Here is a 20,426-nt window from a genome sequence, read left to right on the forward strand (position 1 = left end):
TTTCGTAATTTATTACATAAATTTATTGTGCTTTTATGCCTACACAAAATCTACACAAATTCTGCACAGTAATTATATACATAGGTTATATCTTTATTATTTGTACATAGAAAAAAGCGAAAATACTAATCAATGGGTAGAGAAAAGAGTAGTAGGATAAAATTGCGAGATTCATATAGTGGATGGTTAATTGAATTAATTCCGTTGTCTGAAGGTTACGTATTTAAGTGTTGGACACCAGATGAGCAGATAGGGATTAGCAATAATCATGCTTATCCTGGATTGTATCAGGCTCTCAAAGCAGCCAGGAAAAGGGTAAAACTAGAATCTGCAAGTTTAATCATTATCGACTTCCTAAATGAATATTATAAAAATTGCAATCTTAGTGCTCAAGAACATAAATATCTAATAAATTCTATTTTGGACTTTACTACATCAACAAGTAAACCTGGAAATTGAAACTTTTAAATTTAGCAAATAAAACTTTTGGTTATTATTACGATTTCTAGAGTGGAATTAGGCTATTGAATATTTAAGCAATTATACAGGATGCATAAGACTACACTTTTTTCATTAAATGGAGTCAAAACTTTTCATGAATATTAACAGCAAAAGCTATTCTCGTGGCAGTGGTAGATTTTATATAGTGGATTGGATCTCTCATAATCTGGATTTCAACTACATCTATCAACCTTAAATCAACTGTATTAATATATAGCCCCAGGCTTTAGAGGATGTTTGAAAGTCCTCTTGTTAGTAGCAAAACATTCTAGATCCCCCTAAATCCCCCTTAAAAAGGGGGACTTTGATTCCGGTTCCCCCCTTTTCAAGGCATAGGGGGGATCTATAAGTGCCTAAAGTCACAGCAAAATACTTTTAAAACAACCTCTTAGCTTGTGGGCTGAAACTTATTGAAAATCGGCTCAAACTACATAATAGCTAGATTTTAATATCTTGTTGTAGCTCTTGTTTACTATCTACACAAAATCTGCACATTATTTGCGCCGATACAGTGCATTTTGGATTGGTTTGTACGACCAATTATAAGTGGGTGCGATGGAGTTTTGGGCTGATTTAGCTCATGATTTAATACGTTTAAAGCCCAATAAACTACCCTATTTGCACAAGGTTATAGGTGCTATGTCTATCATCCAGTCTGCTTTGTAGCTTCTTTGTCACCCCGACAAAAACCATGAATGTAAGAAGTTAACAACAGACCAGAAAAAATATAATCAAGAACTTAATCGATTAAAAATCACTGTTGAACACGTTAATCGTCGCCTAGAAATATGCAATAATTTTGGATTATAGATATCGAAATTGTCGTCGGCGTTTTGGCATTTTGGGTTAAGGTCAAATTTAATTGCGGTCATTTATGATCACGAATTATCGCTATAAATCGGATTAAAGAATCAAATTAATCTGCGTTATGCATATTTAATTTATTTAAGAACCTTCTGTTATAGCTCCTAGTGCCAAAAGTGACGATCGCACAGATTCCGTCAAACCAACGACCCCTGTAATATTCATGCCTTCATAAGGTCTAGGAGTTCTGAGAATTTTCAGACATTCACCTGTTTCGACATTCCATAAGCGGATGGTCTGGTCTTCACTGCTGCTAGCAAGAATTGGACTTTTGACCGGAGAATGGATAAATGCGATCGCAAAAATCCATCGTGTGTGTCCAATCAACACTCTCAAGCACTTCCCAGTTTTCATATCCCAAATTCTCACGGTTTGGTCGGTTCCTCCGCTTGCCAGCAGACAACCATCGGGACTGGCAGCACTGATCACAGCATGAGTATGTCCTTTCAAGGTTCTTAGACATTGGCAAGTCTTGAAATCCCAAATTTTGATGGTTGCATCTTGACTGCTACTATACAAGGTTTGCCCATCTGGACTAAATTTAGCTGACCACACGCCGTTTGTGTGCCCACGAAAAATTTTCAAGCATTCCCCTGTAGCAACATCCCAAGCTCGAATTAGGGAATCTGCACAGCAACTAATTAGCATCTTGCCATCAGGACTATAAACAAGTGATGAGACAATATTAGTGTGATTACATAATACACCCAGACATTTCCCAGTATTGACATCCCAAATCCGTACCTGCTTGTCGCTACCACTACTGGCTAAGGTTTGTCCATCGGGAGTGTAGGTAACTGAAAGTAGCCAGTTTCTATGACCTCGTAAGACTTGCAGGCATTCTCCTGTCTCTATGTCCCAAATTCTCACTGTTTCATCTGCACCGCCACTGGCAATGGTATTACCTTGGGGATGAAAAGCTACGGTTCGTACCCAATTAGTATGGCCAGTCAAGGTTTTGATACACTTACCAGTATGAATATCCCATAGTTTAACTGTTTGGTCTTCACCACTGGCTAAGACTTGGCTGCGGTCATTTTCATCAAGTGGAGAGGTCGCTAATGCCCACACACCGCTACCATGTCCGCGAAAAGTTCGGAAACACTGTCCTGTAGGAATATTCCAGAACTTAACAGTCTGGTTGTCATCACTGGCAATCAAGGTTTTTCCATCTGGAGTGAATGTCAGCGATCGCACGGTGTGGGTGTGCCCTAACAAAGTTTTCAGGCATTCTCCAGTGTGAATGTCCCACAAGCGAATTGTTGTATCACCACTGCCACTTGCTAGCGTTTGACCATCAGCACTACAAGCTACACACCAGACATGGGCTGTATGACCGTGGAGAGTTTGCAAACACTGCATTGCTTCTAAATCCCAAATCCTCACAGTGCCATCAGCGCTACCACTTACCAGCATTTTGTCATCGGCATTAAATGCTACAGACCACACAATCCCCGTGTGTGCTTGCAGTGTTTTCTGGCACTCACCTGTATTAACATGCCAAAGTTTGATAGTATGGTCGGCGCTACCACTTGCTAAAGTTTTACCATCTTTACTCAGAGCGATCGCCCAGATCCAATCTGTGTGTCCTTCAAGACTTTTCAGACATTCCCCTGTCTGAATATCCCATAATTTAACCGTTTGATCCATACCACCACTGGCAAGGACTGAATAGTTTTCTTGCCTAGCCTGTGCTACAGACCAAACAAAGCCTGTGTGCATCCTGAATACTTGTAGGCATCGACCTGTGAGATCCCATTGTTTAACAGTTTGGTCATCACTACCACTAAATAAGGTTTGTCCATCGACACTAAATACAATAGAACGCACCCAACCCGTGTGTGCTTCCCAGGTTAAGCATTGCTGTCCATCTGTTGTTTGCCATAGGGAAATTTGACCAAGGGTATCCCCGATTGCCAGAAGATTGCCATTTGGACTAACTGCTAGTGTAAAGGTATAGCTGAGATTTGCCGTAAAAGTAGATTTAGTTAAATCTGAATCGGCGAAGTTACTTTGGTGTAAATTCACACCTTTTAAATCAGCTTGCCAAATCGTCAAACCAGAAAAATTGCGATCGCTTAAATCTACTTGCAGTTGATGAAGTAAATTAATCGTGTTTCCGCCCACATAACCAGCATCCATTGGTTTTTTGCCACGAAGTGATGCCAGAATTGTCATCAGTTGAGCTTCAATCCGATTTGCACTTCCGAACAAAGAAAGCAACTTTTTAATTACAGGGTTGAGGATTAAGTAAAGTTGAATTTCTTTGATATAGTCTTTCGCCATTGCTTTCATCAGTGCATGGCTTTTGAAAAGAGAAATGTTTTGAGTTTCAACTTCAACACAAACATGTTGAATCAAAAGACTAGTAATATACTCCATCAACACAGGCTGTAGTGTGAATAAAGCACTACCTTTTTCAATCAGGCTTCGCCTTTCTAAAGCTGACAATGCTTCTAGGAGTTGAGAAGACGTAACCAAGGATAATAAATCAGCTTGTATTTCTAAAAAATTTACAGGTTCGCGGTTGATTGCCAACCAATACATAACTGATTTCTCTAAAGCTGATAAACGTTGAAACTGTTGTTCGAGCAAATCTTGAATATCGCCAAAGACAACAGTGCCTTGAGCAAGAAAATTAGAAATATTACTATCAAATAAATCACGGATGGTCGTTGCTACAATCTTCAGTGCCAGTGGATTACCTCCATAGGATTGAATTAAAGTTTGCCATTCATTAACCGAGCCAATAAAGCTACCTTTGCAGCTAAAAATTGCTTGTCCATCAGCGATTGATAAACCAGATAATTGCATAGTTCTAACAGGCAACTTTTCCCCCTCAAGTACCGCCACCTCTTTAGGCTTTTCTCGACTCGTCAGCACTAAACAACTTTGGTGGCGAAACTCACCAATTCGCTTAAAAAGCTCACCATACCCTTCGTAACCAGAGCGATATTGACCTGTTCGACCCTCATTACTGGTTAAGATTGTCTCTGCATTATCGAGAATAAGCAGACAGCGATGTTTTTGGAGATAGGCAAGCAGTCGAGAAATGCGATCGCTCACAGATTCGGGTAAATCTCCCTGCTGTTGGTGAGAGAGAACTTGAATCAAGCTAGTGAGTAATGCTTCAATAGTGGGGGCATTATAAAGCGATCGCCAAATAACATACTCAAAGTTTTCCTGAAGTTTCTCACTCAACTTCACAGATAAAGAAGTTTTACCAATTCCCCCAATGCCCAATAGTGCCACTAACCGACAACGGTCTTGATTAATCCACTGCTCTAAGGTGGCAATTTCTTGGAAACGTCCGTAAAAAATCGAAACGTCGAGCGCTTCACCCCAGTCTTGATAAGTTTTTATGGGATTATCAGGCTTGATTTCTCCAGTATTCTTCTGACGATAACACCATCTTCTCAAAGACGAATGGAGGTTATCTTTAGTAACTTTCTCACCCATCGCCTTGGAGAGCATTTTCCAGAGTCGAAAGCCAACAATTTTGATGTAGTCGGCATCATAACCAAACTTTTCAGCAATCTCTGGATACGTTTTCTGTTCCCATGACTGTCGAAAAATAATTTCCTGCAAGTCATTTAGAGATGTTTTTCCCAGAATTATTTCAACAATGGCTAAGGCTTCTTCGACAGTCATTTACCCAGAGGTTGCTTACTAAAGTTAACTCCAACTTGTAACTTTGAATAACTATTAGTTACTGCAAAAATTTAGCAACTTTTTTAAGATGCTATCAGTTGTTGATTCAGGGCGAACAACAACTTTAAATCATCAACAAAATCCTTGAAATTATTCTAAACTATGACTACTACCTTACAAAGACGCTCTAGCGCCAATGTCTGGGAGCGCTTCTGTGAGTGGATCACCAGCACTGATAATCGTCTATACATCGGTTGGTTCGGTGTCCTGATGATTCCCACCCTGCTAACAGCTACCACTTGCTTCATCATCGCCTTTATTGCTGCACCCCCCGTAGATATCGATGGTATCCGTGAGCCTGTTGCTGGTTCTTTGATTTATGGCAACAATATTATCTCTGGTGCGGTTGTTCCTTCTTCAAATGCGATCGGCTTACACTTCTACCCCATTTGGGAAGCAGCTTCTTTAGATGAGTGGCTTTACAACGGTGGGCCCTACCAGCTAGTAATCTTCCACTTCTTAATTGGTTGCGCTTGCTACATGGGACGGCAATGGGAGTTGAGCTACCGCTTGGGAATGCGTCCCTGGATCTGTGTAGCTTATAGCGCTCCTCTGGCTTCTGCGACTGCTGTCTTCTTAATTTATCCCATTGGTCAAGGCTCTTTCTCTGATGGTATGCCTTTGGGTATTTCTGGAACCTTCAACTTTATGTTGGTGTTCCAAGCTGAACACAATATCCTGATGCATCCATTCCATCAGTTAGGTGTCATCGGTGTGTTTGGTGGTGCTTTAATTTCTGCGATGCACGGTTCTTTGGTGACGTCTACCTTAGTTCGTGAAACTAGCGAAACCGAATCTGCAAACTACGGCTATAAGTTCGGTCAAGAACAAGAAACCTACAACATCGTTGCGGCTCATGGCTATCTGGGACGGCTATTTTGGCAATATATCAGCTTCCAAAACTCCCGATGGCTGCACTTTGTCTTAGCAGCTTTACCTGTGATTGGTATCTGGTTTACTGCTTTGGGTATCAGCACGATGGCATTTAACTTGAACGGATTCAACTTCAACCAGTCTGTCATCGACTCCCAAGGGCGCGTAATTAACACTTGGGCAGATGTGATTAACCGTGCCAACTTGGGTATGGAAGTAATGCATGAGCGTAATGCTCACAACTTCCCTCTAGATTTGGCTGCGGGTGAAGCAGCACCAGTAGCTTTCAATGCCCCTGTCATTCACGGCTAAGGTTTAACTGTCATTTTTTATAAGTGCTTACCTCGGCTTACTTTGTTGAAGCCGGGTTTTTTAACGTCTCTACCTTTCTGACTTGGCATTCTGCTACTGCTTCCGCCAAGAGTTTACGGTCATAAACTGATGCCACTGCCCATCATCGCCCAGTACATGAGATGTCATCACCCGATGATTATCACTCTTGAACTCGATTACATCTCTGTACTTTGCCATCTTCTCATCGCCCGTCATCGCGGGCCCGTCAGAATTGAGCGTTAGTATGTTTTTAGCTGCGTCCAATTCACCGTCGTACAACCATAGATAAGTCATCATTGACCCAACCCAGGTGCCTACATAGCGTTGCTTCTGCGGGTCATATCCGAGCGTTATTATCATTGTTGCCGCACCACCACAGGGCATTTCGCCCTGTCCTTCAGCTACAACCCAGAGTCCACCGATTGATCGCACACTTTCCGTTCCTGTTGCTCTTTCAGGCGGCTGATCTGGACTCATCATTGCCTCTGTTTCATAAGTCCACTCACCGACGAGTTTCTCTAGCCACTGATGTTCCTTTTGTGGCTCAGTATTCATTGTTGGCTCCTGTTGTGTTTTGGCTGTCTCCATTGCTTTAGCTCCTTTTGATGAATCATTGAGGAATGTAATTAGCGCGAACCCCAACTCTGTAGGCAAAGCCGCCCCAAAGGGCTAGGAACCGCGTGAAATGATGAAAAATCAAGACTTAGTAGTACATATATACTATCATAAATTGGCTAATCGAGGTTTATGACTGGCAGATTGACTATAATCATCTTTTACCAGTATTCAGCTTATATTTTGAAAACTATTTATACCTTTGTACAAGTGCCAGCGATCGCTACCCAAGAGAAATCAACTTCTCATTTTCGCTTTTGTATAGCAGAAGAGAAAAAGTCGTAATTAGCAGGGATAACGACGTTGTTTCCATTGGCAAAATCACCGTTAGTCCGTTGGGTGCAGTCCCCTTTAGAGGACTTGCAGGTAAAAAATATGGTTCAGAACCATCATTTAGCTAAATCTATCAGCGATGCTTCATGGTCATTGTTCACTGATTGGGTAGACTACTATTCCAAAGTTTTTGGTACTTGGGCAATAGCAGTTGCACCACACTACACAAGCCAAGATTGTTCTGTTTGTGGGACACGAGTTAAAAAATCCTTGTCCACTCGTACCCACAAATGTTATATGTGCGGAACAACGATGCACCGCAATACTTTTCGGTTAAGGGGAAAAGGGGAATGGGAAAGGGAAAATAAAAAACCTTTAACCCTTACCCTTTAACCTTTTCCCCAAACCCGATTCCGAGTTAAAAGTGCTTAACCGAGAAGTATTGCGATGCACCGTGATCATAATGCAGCCAAACAAATACTGGCGAAAGGATTGAAAAGTACCGTAGGACATACGGAATCTAAAGCTTGTGGACAGAACAACCTCTGCTTAGGTGAGGAAACTCCTCTAAGTAAGTTGACTGGATGAAACAAGAATCCCACTGCTTCAAGCAGTAGGAGTGTCAAAAAGTTTACTTGAGTCAGATTTTTGATGTCAAAGGCAAGCAGATGGTGAAACAAGTTCTACCTGGCTGCGACTCAAATGAAAGCGTACCGTGATGGCGATTCTCTACAATCCGGCGAGTAGTTTCTAAACCCAATCCCGATCCCTGCCCTACTGATTTGGTGGTGAAGAAGGGTTCAAAAATGCGCGTTTTAATTTCAAGTGGAATTCCACTGCCTGAGTCGATAATGTCAATATGGGCATAGCGATCGCAATGGGATGTTGTAATTTCTAGCAATCCCTTACCATCCATTGCATCAATGGCGTTGTCAATTAAGTTTGTCCACACTTGGTTCAGTTCGCTGCCATAGGCAAAGATTTTTGGAAGACTTCGATCATAATTGCGTTGCACTTGGACACCACACTTGAGTTTATGAACAAACAATCGTAAGGTATCTTCCAAGCCTTGATGTATATCTACTTCTTGCTGAGTGCCTTGATCGAGGTAAGAATAAGATTTCATTGCTTGCACAAGTTCGGAAATCCTCTCAGATCCTCGCAAACCATGTTTAATCATCGACATGACTTCAAAGGAAAGCGCTAGCCAGTGCAATCCCATTTCTCGCAATTCCGTGTCATCGTTGCGCCAACGTTCCATTAATTGCTCTAGGCTTTCAACCTCAACACCACCTTCTGCTAAAGGTTCTGCTAATTTCCATGCTTGCTTCACACCATAATCTTCTAACCATTCCAGTAATATGGTTTCGCGATCGCTTAGAGTTACAGGATCTAGGCGATTATTCAAAATCGCATCATAGCCTTGATCGCGTACTCTCAACCAGTGTTGAGTATGGGCTTCGTCAACATTGCGTTGCCCATAAACTAAGTTCATTCGTTGTAACTCTAGGATGGCAGAGGGCATTTCTTTTAAAGTCCGAACCAGGGCTGCGGCTGGGTTGTTGAGTTCATGAGCTAATCCGGCGGCAAGTGTCCCTAAAGCTGCCATCTTTTCCCGCCCACGAATGAAAGACTCTAGCCCCCGGACACGACTTTGCATAATTCGGAAGACCATTTGCTCAAAATCACGACATTCATGCAGCAATTTACGAAAGTCTTCTCCCTTAATTTCATAAATGCGGCAATTTGTCAATGCCCGCATTGTCACAGGTGCAGGTTCGCCTGTGAGTACTGGAATTTCACCAAAAAAGGATGGGGCTTCGTGTTGCCCGATGGGAATTTCAACTCCTTCACTGCGGCGAGTGATGTTGATTTTACCTTTGACTAAAATAAATAAGCGACATACAGGATCTCCCTCATGGGACAACACTTCTCCAGCACTCAGTTCAACGGTTTGAGCGCGATCGCAAACCCACTGCAATCGCTCTTTGGGAAGTTGTTGAAACGCGTCTAAGTTGACTAATTCCTCAATACATAACATTAATGAACCCCCTATACTAGTTCGTAATTCGTAATTCGTAATTCGTAATTAAGAGGGTTAGATGTAACCTGGGCTTTGTGGCTTGCACCTGTAGTATTCTTTTGGAGAATTGATCTAAATACCAAATTTGAAATAAAGTATTGTTTCAAGAGTAGGCTAAAAGATGGAAAACCTCTTTGAGTAAGCTTTGTGTATTTTGTCATTAATTACGAATTACGAATTACGAATTACGAATTAGCTAAACATTACTCAGGTAGCGGTGAACGAATTGAATAGCGATCGAACCTTCTCCCACACCGGATGCCACGCGCTTAATCGAGCCGTAGCGCACATCTCCGGCTGCAAAGATGCCTGGAATGTTGGTTTCTAGCAAAAAAGGAGAGCGTTCCAAATTCCAAGCTGGGGGAGATTTGCCATTAGCCATTAAATCTGGCCCTGTGATGATAAACCCCTGAGCATCGCGTTGAATAACACCATCGAGCCAATCTGTTTTGGGGCTAGCACCGATGAAGATAAATAGCGATCGCGCTGGCACGGTTTCAGTTTGTCCAGTCTTGGCATGGGCAATCACAATTGCTTCTAAATGTTTCTCTCCCTTCACTTCCACGACGCTGCAACCTGTGCAAACTTGGATATTTTCAGTCGCGGCAATTTGGTCAATCAAGTATTGGGACATACTCGATGCTAGTGACTCACCCCGCACCAACATGATCACTTTGCTGGCATACTTAGAAAAATGCATTGCTGCTTGTCCGGCAGAGTTTGCCCCGCCTACCAAGTAAACCTCTTCATTGGTGCAGGCGATCGCCTCAGTCATGGCAGCACCATAGTAAATTCCTGCCCCTGTCAGCTTTTCGGCTCCTGGTACATTTAGCCAACGGTAGGAAACGCCAGTTGCAACTAAAAGTGCATGGCAACTAATCTCGCTACCATCTGCTAATTGCAGAATCCGGTAAGGATTTTCCAGCCTAACCCCAGTTACTACTTGAGGTGTGAGAATCTCTACCCCAAATCGCCGCGCTTGGGTGACTCCCCGCCTTGCCAAATCACTACCGCTCAAGCCAATAGGAAACCCCAAATAGTTCTCAATCCGCGAACTCGTACCTGCTTGTCCTCCTGGCGCTTCCCGCTCAATTAAAACAGTACTCAATCCTTCGGAAGCGCCATAGACGGCGGCAGCCAGTCCAGCAGGGCCAGCACCCACGATCGCCAAATCATAAAATGGACGCTCTGCCTGAGTTTGCAGTCCAATTTTGGCAGCAATCTCTAAATTAGATGGTTGAATTAACCGGGAACCATCGGGAAACAGCACCAAGGGCAATTGTTGTCTACAATCAGCTTGGGCGTATTCCACCAATTTGGCCGCCTCCGGTTCCAGTTCAATATCTAACCACTTAAATGGAATCTGGTTACGTGCTAGGAAATCTTTAACCTGATGTGAAAAAGGCGACCAGCGATTACCAATGACTCGAATGCCTTCAAAGAGTGGACGGAATCCAGCTAGCCAGTCATCGAGCAAATCATCTAAAACTGGATATAACTTCTCTTCTGGGGGATTCCAGGGCTTGAGTAAGTAATAATCAAGTCTGGCACTATTAATTGATTTAATGGCAGCATCCGTATCTGCATAGGCCGTCAACAAGGCACGTTTGGCATCGGGAAAAATGCCTTTTGCCTGTTCTAGGAACTCTACACCTCCCATCTGGGGCATACGTTGATCTACCAAAAATAGAGCAACAGCTTCATTCCGTAATTTGAGTTGCTGCACCACATCTAGAGCGCTAATACCCGAATCTGCCCGAACAATACGGAAGCGATCGCCATACTGATGCCGTAAGTCTCGTGACACTGCTTGCAGCACCTCTGGATCATCATCGACGGTTAAAATTGCTGGTTTCGCCATAATTACTCTTACTCAACAATTGCAGTGCCTAGCCGTTATTTTCAAAAATCTGTTGTCAAGATATCTTCTGTTTAACCAGTTGTTTTAAACGAAAGTATGCCTCTTCTGGTGTCAGAGGTTCGGATTGACTTTCATTTGGTATATAAAATACCCAAGTATCGGGAAAGTAATGTACCACAAAGCTGGGAATCAAACCCAAGCTCAATGCTTGCTTTCCAAGTTTTTCGGTTTGTTCCTCTAGACTCAGTTGGTCATGAAATACGTGTTCAGCCATACTGTTCATCTCCCTGCACTTTATTGGACTCTGGAAGAAGGTTCAACACCAGTATTGCACTAATCAGCTTTCGGTGATTCACCATCAGTGTATAATCACGGTGAGAATAACGGGCTTTGCGATCGAGTGCGACATCGAGGAGCGATCGCACTTGCTCGGTGTAAGGTCTTCTCAAGACCTGTAATGCTTGCTTGGTAGACAAACTTGGGGCGGGTGTATGCGATATATGGACAGTCTACTACGCCAATATCCCAATTTTCGCACGTAGACATTTTGACCACTTGCTCGAATTTGCGATCGCCTCTGGAGTGATAAAAGTCTATTTACCAGAGGGAAGCTTTAGTTCTATGCCTAATTTGCTCCCTATTTCAATAACATTTAAGTTGAATTTAGTCAATGTTTAAATAGGTTCTATTTTATTGCCTTTTCGACTTCTTCGCAAATTTTCACCCAAGCTTGGTTACATTCTGCCTTACTTAGAGTGTCGAGGGGTTTATCTGGAGGGTGAGCAGCTTGGTATTCTTGGATGTCGGTTTTTTTGTATGAGCTTGCACTAATTGGAATCCAGAAAATGGTTAATCCCTCTTGTTCGGCTGCGTTGAGTAAAGGGGGTAGCTCATGTTTGTGGATGAAATCAGAGGCTATAAAGTTAGGGCTGACTAGCAGGATAGCAACCTTAGCCGTGGCTAATGCTTTTTCAATCTCGGCTTTCCATTTTGCGCCAGGTTTGATTTTGGTGTCATCCCAAACGATCAAACCTTCTGCACGAATATAGGGTTTTAGTTGTTTTTGCAGTTCTGTTAACCATTCTGCATCTTGATGACTGTAACTAACAAATATTTGGTTTCTGATGCTTTCTGACATAATTGGTTCCTTAATGGGGAATGGTTCAATAATTTCTTTGTCTATTTGTTGTCTTTGTCGAGTTCTTATATCTTCATACCCATCAAGTAGTTGACGGATATTGATGTTTATTTTGAGTTTACCAATTGGATATTCAAGAACGCCCATTGATTCGAGTCCGAGGAGTTCTTGGTAGTCGAGGGGCGGATGTTTGGGATGGTTGGGGACGGGAACCCATTCGGTGATTTCGAGGTTGGGGAGACTTTTGTGGATTTTTTGGAAGACATCGCGGAGGATGCCGAGAAATAAGCGGCGGGTTTCTTTGCGTTTGCTAATGGTGATGAAGATTTTTTTGTCTTCGGGATCGGCTTTGATCCGAGCGATGTTGTAGATTTCGTTGTTTTCTTGATATTGCAGCATTACACCACTGCGCCAATAAATTTGGTTATGGATTTTTTCGTGGGTGATGACGATGAAGCGGGAAATGATGCTTTCGGGGAGAACTTTGTAATGGTATTGAAATTCCAGGGTTTCGCCTTGGAGTTCTGTTTTGTCTGGTTGGTCTTTGGGCAGAAGTCCCGCAATCAGAAATTGTGGTGGGTTACAATCTAATGCAAAGCAAAGCTCAAATTCTTTCATCAACCCGATCAGATAGCGGTGGCGCTCGGTGGGGTAACGCTCTGGATTGAGGATGCGGGTGAGATCGGCAGGGGTGAAAATGCCTTTGGTTTTAGTTTTGAGGTTTTCATCGCTCAAGAGCGTGTAAATACCTTCTGTCACCCAGTTGGGTTTGAGGACGTTGGTATCTTTGAGGATGGGATGATCGCGGAAGTTGAGAACTAAGCCGAGTCGATGCAGCAAGTCGATTAGTTGCTCTTGGTTTTGTTCTTCGGGAATCTCTTTTTGGTGACAGATGCCGATGTAGCGGTTGTAGCTGATGAAGTCTTCAGTCATGGATTCGAGTTTTTGTTTAACTTCAAACCATGTCAGGGGTAAAAGGTCGTAGACTTCTTTGAGGTTGGCGATTTGCTGCAAAATAGCAGTGCGAAGGTCATCAATGCCGATATTGTCTTGACAGGAGGTTTCGATAATCCCTTGGATGTTAGGATATTTTTCGCGTAATGCCTTGCGGTTGATGTCGAGGGGTTGTTCGTCTTTTTTGTTGCCAACGATAATCACGGGGGACTGTCCGCCGAAGCTTTCGATTAGTTTCAGCCAATATTCGATGCGGTTTTCTTCTTCGCTAGTGCGACAATTACAGACTAGGAGATAGAGGCTGCGCTTAGTCAGAAAAAACTGATGGGTGGCATGATAAATTTCCTGTCCGCCAAAGTCCCAAACATTGAGGCGGATGTCTTTGCTATTGACCTGCACGTTCCAAGTTTCTACATTGAGTCCGTCGGTTTGGGATTGATTTTTATCATATTTATTGCGGATTAGTCGCTCGATGAGGGATGTTTTGCCGACGCTGCCTTGTCCGATGAGCAACAGTTTGGCTTCGTTGAGTGGACGCACTTCACCGCTACGGAGTAATCGCAAGTAATTGAAAATATCTTCAACTGAACCAACATCATCAGAAGATCCTAAAATCTCTGGTGAAATAGGAAGCGGATTTCCCCGTAAATCTAGTTTTTCCAATTTCGGCAAACTTTCGATCGCCTCTGGAATCTGGGTTATTTGGTTTGAACTGAGGACAAGCTCCGTCAGATTAATTAATTTAGCGATCGCCTCTGGAATCTGGGTTATTTGGTTTGAACTGAGGACAAGCTCCGTCAGATTAATTAATTTAGCGATCGCCTCTGGAATCTGAGTTATTTGGTTGCCACTGAGGTAAAGGGTAGTCAGATTGGATAAATTCGCGATCGCCTCTGGAATCTCGGTAATTTGGTTTTGATAGAGGTAAAGCCCCGTCAGATTGGTTAAATTCGCGATCCCCTCTGGGATCTCGGTAATTTGGTTAGAACCGAGGTCAAGTGTAGTTAGATCGGTTAATTTAGCGATCGCCTCTGGAATCTCTGTAATTTTGTTGGAAAAGAGGTAAAGCCTAGTCAGATTGGTTAATTTAGCGATCGCCTCTGGAATCTCGGTTATTTGGTTTTCATAGAGGTAAAGCCCCGTCAGATTGGTTAAATTCGCGATCGCCTCTGGAATCTCGGTTATTTGGTTGAAACTGAGGTGAAGCAGCGTCAGATTGGTTAAATTAGCAATCGCCTCTGGAATCTCGGTTATTTGGTTGCCACTGAGGTGAAGCAGCGTCAGATTGGTTAAATTAGCGATCGCCTCTGGAATCTCGGTTATTTGGTTGCCACTGAGGTGAAGCAGTGTCAGATTGGTTAAATTAGCGATCGCCTCTGGAATCTCGGTTATTTTGTTGTCATTGAGGTGAAGCAGCGTCAGATTAGTTAAATTAGCAATCGCCTCTGGAATCTCGGTTATTTGGTTGTTATAGAAGTCAAGCTGCGTCAGATTGGTTAATTTAGCGATCCCCTCTGGAATCTGGGTTATTTGGTTGAAACTGAGGTAAAGCTGCGTCAGATTGGTTAATTTAGCGATCGCCTCTGGAATCTCGGTTATTTGGTTGCCACTGAGGTGAAGCAGTGTCAGATTGGTTAATTTAGCGATCGCATCAGGTATTTCAGTTAGCTCTACTCGAATTAAGATAAGTTCCTGTAGATGTAGTATTTGCGTTACCACATCGGGAATGCTCTCTAAAGGATTGCCACTAATATCCAACTTACGCAAATTTGGCAAACCCAATAGTTCCAGAGGAAGCGTTTTTAAATTGTTGCCCGAAACCTTTTGGACATTGCGGTATCCTACTTCTTCATAACCTTCAACCTTCTTTCCCAAAATCAAAGACTCAAGCTGCTTCAACTTACCAATTTCTACAGGTAACTCAGTCAACTCCTGCCCCGACAAGTCTAACTCTTGCCAACCCTCAGCCACGGCGCGATCTATCAGTTGCAATAACTCTTCCTGCGTCATAATTCCAAGGAGAAGGGTAAAAGGAAAGAAGATTGATGAAGATTAAGTAGTCGGACAAAAATATTTACAGTCATTGCTAGCGAAGAGAAGCAATCCCAGCCCTTGCGATTGCTTCATTCCGCTTCGCTCCATTCGCAATGACATCTTGTAATTAACGCCGTGTGCGACTTTCTCTCAGACCTAACCCCCAACCCCTTCCCTTGTAGGGAAGGGGAGTAATATTCAAAGCCTCTCTCCGTTTCGGGGAGAGGTTTGGAGAGGGGTTTCAAGAATAGGTCGCACACGGTGTTAATTAATTCTGTCTGACTACTTATCTTAACTGATTAGGGAAAAATACTAGATTATCTCGATGCCTAAGCCAGGAAATCACCCTCCTGACTTAGGCATCCAGTAGTTATTGGTGCATTATGAGTCCTAAATATGGCCAATAAGGTTCGGATAAGGTTTTTTGATGACACGCCCTAGATCATAAAGACGCGATAAATCGCCGTCTCTACAATAATCAGTCCTTTGTAGAGACGGCGATTTATCGCGTCTCGAAAACCCAAAATTTTTGCCAGTAGCTCTTAAATGAACTGTATTGATTTTTAAGTACGAACAACAAGCTCAATCCCACAATAATATTGAAGGCAAGTCATTGTTAGCCAGACGCAACAATTGATAACCAATTCCAGATATACCGGGTAAAAAGCCAGGATTAAATACAGAATTGGGTAAGTTGGGGAACAGTTGATAAGCTCCAGTTCGCTTGGCTCTAGCTACGACATTTGTTACATTCTGGTGAGCAATTTGATGCCAATCAGGACGGGAACAGATTTTTGCACCGACTAACAGCACTTCCGCCCGGCCAAAGTTGCCACAGCACAAGTGATCGATCGCTTGTAAGCCAAAATTCTGAGTAGTTTGGAGAGCAATTTCAATTTCTTGTTGAATTTCCGGCGTTTCCACGATTCTCAAACTGCCTAAGCGTCCCAAACCAATGCCGGCTGCACCATGACACCACTTATTTGCAAAGTCAAGTTGTCCTGGTTGTCCCATTCTGCGGAAGTCTGGCCAGTTGGCGGTGGACTGGCAAAAGACGCTACGCTCATACTCGATTCCTGCTAAACCTGCTTCTAAGTACTTGCCCTCTGAGGTGGCGGCATAAAGTCTGAGCAAGGCGTAAGAAATGCCTGCGGCTCCATGAGAGAAGCCAGTTAAGGGCTTGTCCCAATAAGTATGCCAAGCTTTGGGCGCACCGTTGTGGCTAACTTGACGGTTGATTAAATGTTGTCCACAGGCGATCGCTTTTTCTAAAACGGTTGCTTCTCCTGTAGCTTGATACAGGGACAATAAACCTAAAATTGCGCCTGCTGCTCCACTCATAATATCCAAGTGTTCGTCGGCAGCAATTAGTTCTGGTGTCATCAAACCAGCTAATATTTGAGCGTCTGGCAACAGCGTTGCATCGTTGAGGAGTTGACTAATTTTCACCAAGCTATAAATCATCGATCCTAAACCTGTTGCACCCCCAACGCCCATGAAACGAGCCATGCGTTCCCAAGTTTCAGGTTCTATGGTGTGAATTTGGCGACGCAGAGATTGCACTGTCCTCAATGCTAGATCGCGGTAACGGGAATCATCAGTTACTTGACTCAGTGCAGCTAAAAACAAGGCAACTCCAGAGCGTCCGTCAGAGAGACAATTATTCAATACTTGCAGTTGATATCGTTCGGCGCGAGGTACAAAGTCTAAGCCAATCCAGTTAACGCTGCCATCAGGGTCAGAAATGGCTCTAGTTTCCAGTTGAGTGGCGATTTCTTTGGCTTCGGCAATCAATTGTTCCGAATTTAGCAACGGTAACGATTCGCCTTGCCATTGCCCACCTTGGCGGCTGAAAGTGGTTGCAATTTTGGCATCGAAGGAGCCTTGAATAATCGCTACTTGTCGAGCTAGATCGGTTTCATCTAGAGATTGCAACTGGTTGAGGAGGTCTTGATAACTGGATTGCTTGAAGTAGTTGGGAATGGTTGGATAACCGTTTAAACTGAGTCCATCAATGACAGCGCTAGCGGTGAAGAAGGGAATATCTAATTGTTCCATCGCTCGTAATTCCGCGCTCAAAACGGGAAAGGCGTTTGGTCTTTCCTGAGCAACTAGAAAAGCACGACTGAGAACATCAAGTTGAATGCTGTAATCTACGCCGTGTTTGAGATAATCGGGTGCTAAAGCTTTTTGGAGGATAATGCCATAGATGCGGGTGTTGCGGAAGATAAAGCGTACCTGCTGATTTTGCATAGCAGATAGCAAACTTTGGCCTGAAAGTAAGAAATCTTTGTGCACCATCAAAAAGCGATACATCTGCTCAAATCCAGTGGTGATTTGGAGTTGATAATCGTTTGGAGAGAGAGCAGTTTCACCCAAGAAGGGGACATTTTTCCCAATCGGCAAGGTTACAGGTTCAGACAACAGATGCATATTATCTGTATTAATGTTCTGCCAGCGCGGCACTTTCCGGGGAGATAATCGGGGATCTGTGCTGCCTAACCCGCTAATATCATAAGCGACACTGCGATCGCCACTAAAGTCCCAACGCGGTAAAAGTCCGGTGCGGAGTACGGAATCCCAAAATTGTCGTGTGGCGGTTGTTTCTAAATCTTGGGTAAGCGGTGAGTCTTCAATAAGATTCGGTTCATGGTGCAGTAGCGTTTCCATGTCAATCAGCACCAGATGTTCGCCATTGGCAATTAAGTTTTCGTAATGGCAATCTGTTCCCCGCAAAGCGTAAAGCACACACAACAGCATCCCAGAACGCTGATAGAATCGTTTCGCAGCGGCTTCATCCACACAAGGCAACTGTTCAACATGTTCTACCCAACCGTAACCGTTGCGCTCCAGCACTTGAATTACTTTAAAATCTAAAAGATTGCTGTGTTGATTGCACCAATCTAAAAATTGGTTAAAGACAACCTCTAATCCTAAATCTTTGGGTTTATAAACAAGTTTAAGTCCAGACTCAAAGGTAAGCGAAATCACCGTTCGTCCGCGTTTGTGTGCATCGGAAATGGATGTTTGAATTTCGGCAACTTTGTTTTGAGAAAATGGGATAATTCTTTCATCAAAAGTTCGTTGAATATCTGTCCTATCTGCAACTAAACGTTCGAGAAATTCAGCAGTGAACTCAACCCAAAAATTGACTGCTGTTGCCACTAACCGACCGAGAACTGGATACTTCTGGAAGAATGTCAGCATTCCATCTTCTAGAATTTGATTGACAAACTTAATGTAGTGAGTGTTATTGTTTTGTGTTTCCAGTCCTAGTAAGCCGAGCAAGCTTTGACCAAAGGGACGCACCTGAGAAAATTCAAAATCTAATGTCTTTGTGCAAATTCCTGCTAATCGTTTCAGTAAACCACGTTCTAAAGAACTGTAAGCAGTTTGGGAAAGAATCGATAAAGGAAGACAATCTTGGGTGAATTGACTGTTGCAGCGAGTCAGTAATTGCTGTCTGGCTACCAAGATAGCAGGCAAAAGGATATCTTCAAAGGTAATAGGATTTTGTGAATCTATTGGTAGAAATATTTCGGTTGCAGAATTAAATCCTGTAGCGGTTTGGATGATTTGCTGCAAGGTTTCTGCCCACTCAGGTAAGGGTTGATCGGCAAGCAACTCGATGGTTCCCAATTTGGAACTAACAGTATCGAGGTCTAGCCCTTCCCACTGTAAGCGTTTGTGCAATGTATCCAATTTACCTTCTGCTGCAACTTCGCACCAGCGATGTCTACGACGGTTAATTTCTTGTTCGTTGACTTGATCAACATCAATTGCAAATTTACTTTCATCAAGACGCTCCCAGAGAAAGCTAGCGTTGGCTGCGATCGCTCTTAAATCGTCTGATGTTTTCTGTTGGGATAAGCGAACAAGTTGTTGAATCATAGGTGGATTTCTCATAGTGGGAGTTAAAAGGTAAGTATCAGTTCTGGTCTATGTTTTAATAGTTGGCATTAAGAACAATAGCGTTCGTCTGAGAGGATGTTTGAAAAGTGTTTGATTGTGATTTTAATTGTGTTGTTACCCCCCTTAGTCCCCCCTTGTAAAGGGGGGAAACAAGAAAAATCCGGTTCCCTCCCCTTGTAAAGGGGAGGGTTAGGGAGGGGTAAAAAATATTTGATACATCAATCACGACTTTTAAAACATCCTCTGAAATAAGTTTTAAATTAAGTACTAATTAGGTAGGCATAATTAAAATAACTTGTAATTCTTAATTGAATTAGTTGGGGTACAAGTCCCCAACAGATAAAGACCAAAAATTACGAATTATGAGAGATAGCAGTGTCCGCCACCACAGCCGGCTGTGTGGCATAGTTTGGGCGCACTATCAGCCATTGCACCGCCACTAACACTGAGTAATTCTTCTTCGCTCAGTTCGTTGGAGTCTACAAAGGTCAGTTCTGACAGCATTTGAGCTACGCTTTCGGCTGTGAAGGTATAACCTTTTTCTGCACTGGCAATTAGCAACAGTTTGATGGCTTCTGTTTGGGTAACTGCTGCTTGTATATTCTCGCGTAGTTGGCTATTTTGAAGTAGGCTTTGAATTTGTGACAACATAATTTTATTTTCTCCGATTTGGTGATAGTAATTGTTAATTGAATTCCCTCTTTTTCTTGATTAAAAAAGTAAAGAGGGAATTTGTTATGCAGCATTTCCTTCTGCGTTGAGCCTCAGTACCAAGTATGGAAATTATCCAAATTAAAATATTGGGAAAGTTGGATATAAAAAGCTGTTTTAGAAAAACAACCTGACCTTGGAGGCTACAATGCCAAGGAGAAGCTACATACCTTTTTTAGCAGTGTCCGCCACCACAACCTTCTGTATGACATAGCTTAGGCGCACTATCAGCCATCAATCCACCACTAACACTGAGTAATTCTTCTTCACTCAGTTCGTTAGAATCCACAAAGGTTAGTTCGGACAGCATTTGAGAGATAGCTTCAACTGTAAAGTTGTAACCTTTTTCTGCACTAGCGATCGCTAACACTTTGATGGCTTCTGCTTGGTTAGCTGCTGCTTTTACTTGCTGTTGTAGTTGGGCGTTTTGAAGCAAATCTTTGATTTGGTGTAGCATACGTTTGTTCTCCGTTTTGATTGAGTTATTCATCCGGCAGAGATTGTGCGCTTGTTTTGGGCGGTGTTCTCTGCTTTTCTGATTTGAATTTAGAAAGAAATAGGGG

General features: G+C 42.9%; 14 protein-coding genes and 2 pseudogenes. 6 read left to right on the forward strand and 10 right to left on the reverse strand.

All coding sequences use genetic code 11. From position 1 onward, the window contains the following. The first annotated feature begins 132 nt into the window (after positions 1 to 132). Together ACWATR_RS00135 and ACWATR_RS00140 are read left to right on the forward strand one after the other, a co-directional pair. Positions 133 to 459 carry a hypothetical protein gene (locus tag ACWATR_RS00135; protein ID WP_460328340.1) on the forward strand — a complete coding sequence of 109 codons (327 nt, stop codon included), beginning with the start codon at positions 133 to 135 and terminating at the stop codon, positions 457 to 459. A gap of 735 nt (positions 460 to 1,194) precedes the next feature. Beyond that, positions 1,195 to 1,351 (forward strand): annotated as a pseudogene (locus ACWATR_RS00140) (IS5/IS1182 family transposase); the annotation flags it as partial. Between the two features lie 95 nt (positions 1,352 to 1,446). Here ACWATR_RS00140 and ACWATR_RS00145 read toward each other — a convergent pair. Continuing rightward, positions 1,447 to 5,016, reverse strand: coding sequence for an NB-ARC domain-containing protein (locus ACWATR_RS00145; RefSeq protein WP_460328342.1), 3,570 nt, complete (start codon positions 5,014 to 5,016; stop codon positions 1,447 to 1,449). Between the two features lie 162 nt (positions 5,017 to 5,178). Here ACWATR_RS00145 and psbA point away from each other — a divergent pair, with 162 nt between their 5' ends. Continuing rightward, positions 5,179 to 6,261 (forward strand): photosystem II q(b) protein, encoded by a 1,083-nt coding sequence (gene psbA / locus ACWATR_RS00150; RefSeq protein WP_460328344.1) that lies wholly within the window; start codon positions 5,179 to 5,181, stop codon positions 6,259 to 6,261. Between the two features lie 93 nt (positions 6,262 to 6,354). Here psbA and ACWATR_RS00155 read toward each other — a convergent pair whose 3' ends face one another. Beyond that, positions 6,355 to 6,936: a DUF1579 domain-containing protein gene (locus tag ACWATR_RS00155; RefSeq protein WP_460328346.1), complete on the reverse strand. Its 582-nt coding sequence runs from the start codon at positions 6,934 to 6,936 to the stop codon at positions 6,355 to 6,357. Positions 6,937 to 7,029: 93 nt separating this feature from the next. On the opposite strand from ACWATR_RS00155, the gene ACWATR_RS00160 reads away from it, so the two are divergent. The 3 genes and pseudogenes from ACWATR_RS00160 (at position 7,030) to ACWATR_RS00170 (ending at position 7,758) form a co-directional block, all read left to right on the forward strand. After that, complete coding sequence (locus tag ACWATR_RS00160; protein ID WP_460328348.1) at positions 7,030 to 7,182, forward strand: hypothetical protein; 153 nt, start codon at positions 7,030 to 7,032, stop codon at positions 7,180 to 7,182. Between the two features lie 69 nt (positions 7,183 to 7,251). Continuing rightward, a pseudogene (locus tag ACWATR_RS00165) lies at positions 7,252 to 7,494 on the forward strand (RNA-guided endonuclease InsQ/TnpB family protein); the annotation flags it as partial. 123 nt (positions 7,495 to 7,617) lie between these two features. Next, positions 7,618 to 7,758 carry a hypothetical protein gene (locus ACWATR_RS00170; RefSeq protein ID WP_460328350.1) on the forward strand — a complete coding sequence of 47 codons (141 nt, stop codon included), beginning with the start codon at positions 7,618 to 7,620 and terminating at the stop codon, positions 7,756 to 7,758. A 52-nt stretch (positions 7,759 to 7,810) separates the two neighbouring features. Here the strand turns inward: ACWATR_RS00170 and ACWATR_RS00175 are convergent, their stop codons facing one another. The 8 genes from ACWATR_RS00175 to ACWATR_RS00210 all read right to left on the reverse strand — a co-directional run bounded on the left by ACWATR_RS00175 (position 7,811) and on the right by ACWATR_RS00210 (position 20,320). Then, a complete protein-coding gene (locus ACWATR_RS00175; RefSeq protein ID WP_460328352.1) occupies positions 7,811 to 9,211 on the reverse strand; it encodes an ATP-binding protein in 1,401 nt (466 codons plus the stop codon). Between the two features lie 238 nt (positions 9,212 to 9,449). Further along, positions 9,450 to 11,114: an FAD-dependent oxidoreductase gene (locus ACWATR_RS00180; RefSeq protein WP_460328354.1), complete on the reverse strand. Its 1,665-nt coding sequence runs from the start codon at positions 11,112 to 11,114 to the stop codon at positions 9,450 to 9,452. Positions 11,115 to 11,169: 55 nt separating this feature from the next. Beyond that, a complete protein-coding gene (locus ACWATR_RS00185) occupies positions 11,170 to 11,388 on the reverse strand; it encodes a hypothetical protein (protein ID WP_420759220.1) in 219 nt (72 codons plus the stop codon). Then, positions 11,381 to 11,590, reverse strand: coding sequence for a hypothetical protein (locus ACWATR_RS00190; protein WP_460328357.1), 210 nt, complete (start codon positions 11,588 to 11,590; stop codon positions 11,381 to 11,383). The genes ACWATR_RS00185 and ACWATR_RS00190 overlap by 8 nt, the downstream gene beginning before the upstream one ends. Positions 11,591 to 11,799: 209 nt before the next feature. Further along, the gene (locus tag ACWATR_RS00195; protein ID WP_460328359.1) at positions 11,800 to 15,216 is read right to left on the reverse strand and encodes a leucine-rich repeat domain-containing protein; all 3,417 of its coding nucleotides are present in this window, start codon (positions 15,214 to 15,216) and stop codon (positions 11,800 to 11,802) included. A 606-nt stretch (positions 15,217 to 15,822) separates the two neighbouring features. Continuing rightward, a complete protein-coding gene (locus tag ACWATR_RS00200) occupies positions 15,823 to 19,131 on the reverse strand; it encodes a type 2 lanthipeptide synthetase LanM family protein (protein WP_460328361.1) in 3,309 nt (1,102 codons plus the stop codon). Positions 19,132 to 19,512: 381 nt separating this feature from the next. Further along, positions 19,513 to 19,803 carry a Nif11-like leader peptide family natural product precursor gene (locus ACWATR_RS00205; RefSeq protein ID WP_069069406.1) on the reverse strand — a complete coding sequence of 97 codons (291 nt, stop codon included), beginning with the start codon at positions 19,801 to 19,803 and terminating at the stop codon, positions 19,513 to 19,515. Positions 19,804 to 20,038: 235 nt separating this feature from the next. Then, the gene (locus ACWATR_RS00210) at positions 20,039 to 20,320 is read right to left on the reverse strand and encodes a Nif11-like leader peptide family RiPP precursor (protein ID WP_069069407.1); all 282 of its coding nucleotides are present in this window, start codon (positions 20,318 to 20,320) and stop codon (positions 20,039 to 20,041) included. Positions 20,321 to 20,426: the final 106 nt, after the last annotated feature.

Source organism: Nostoc sp. UIC 10890 (assembly GCF_054786515.1).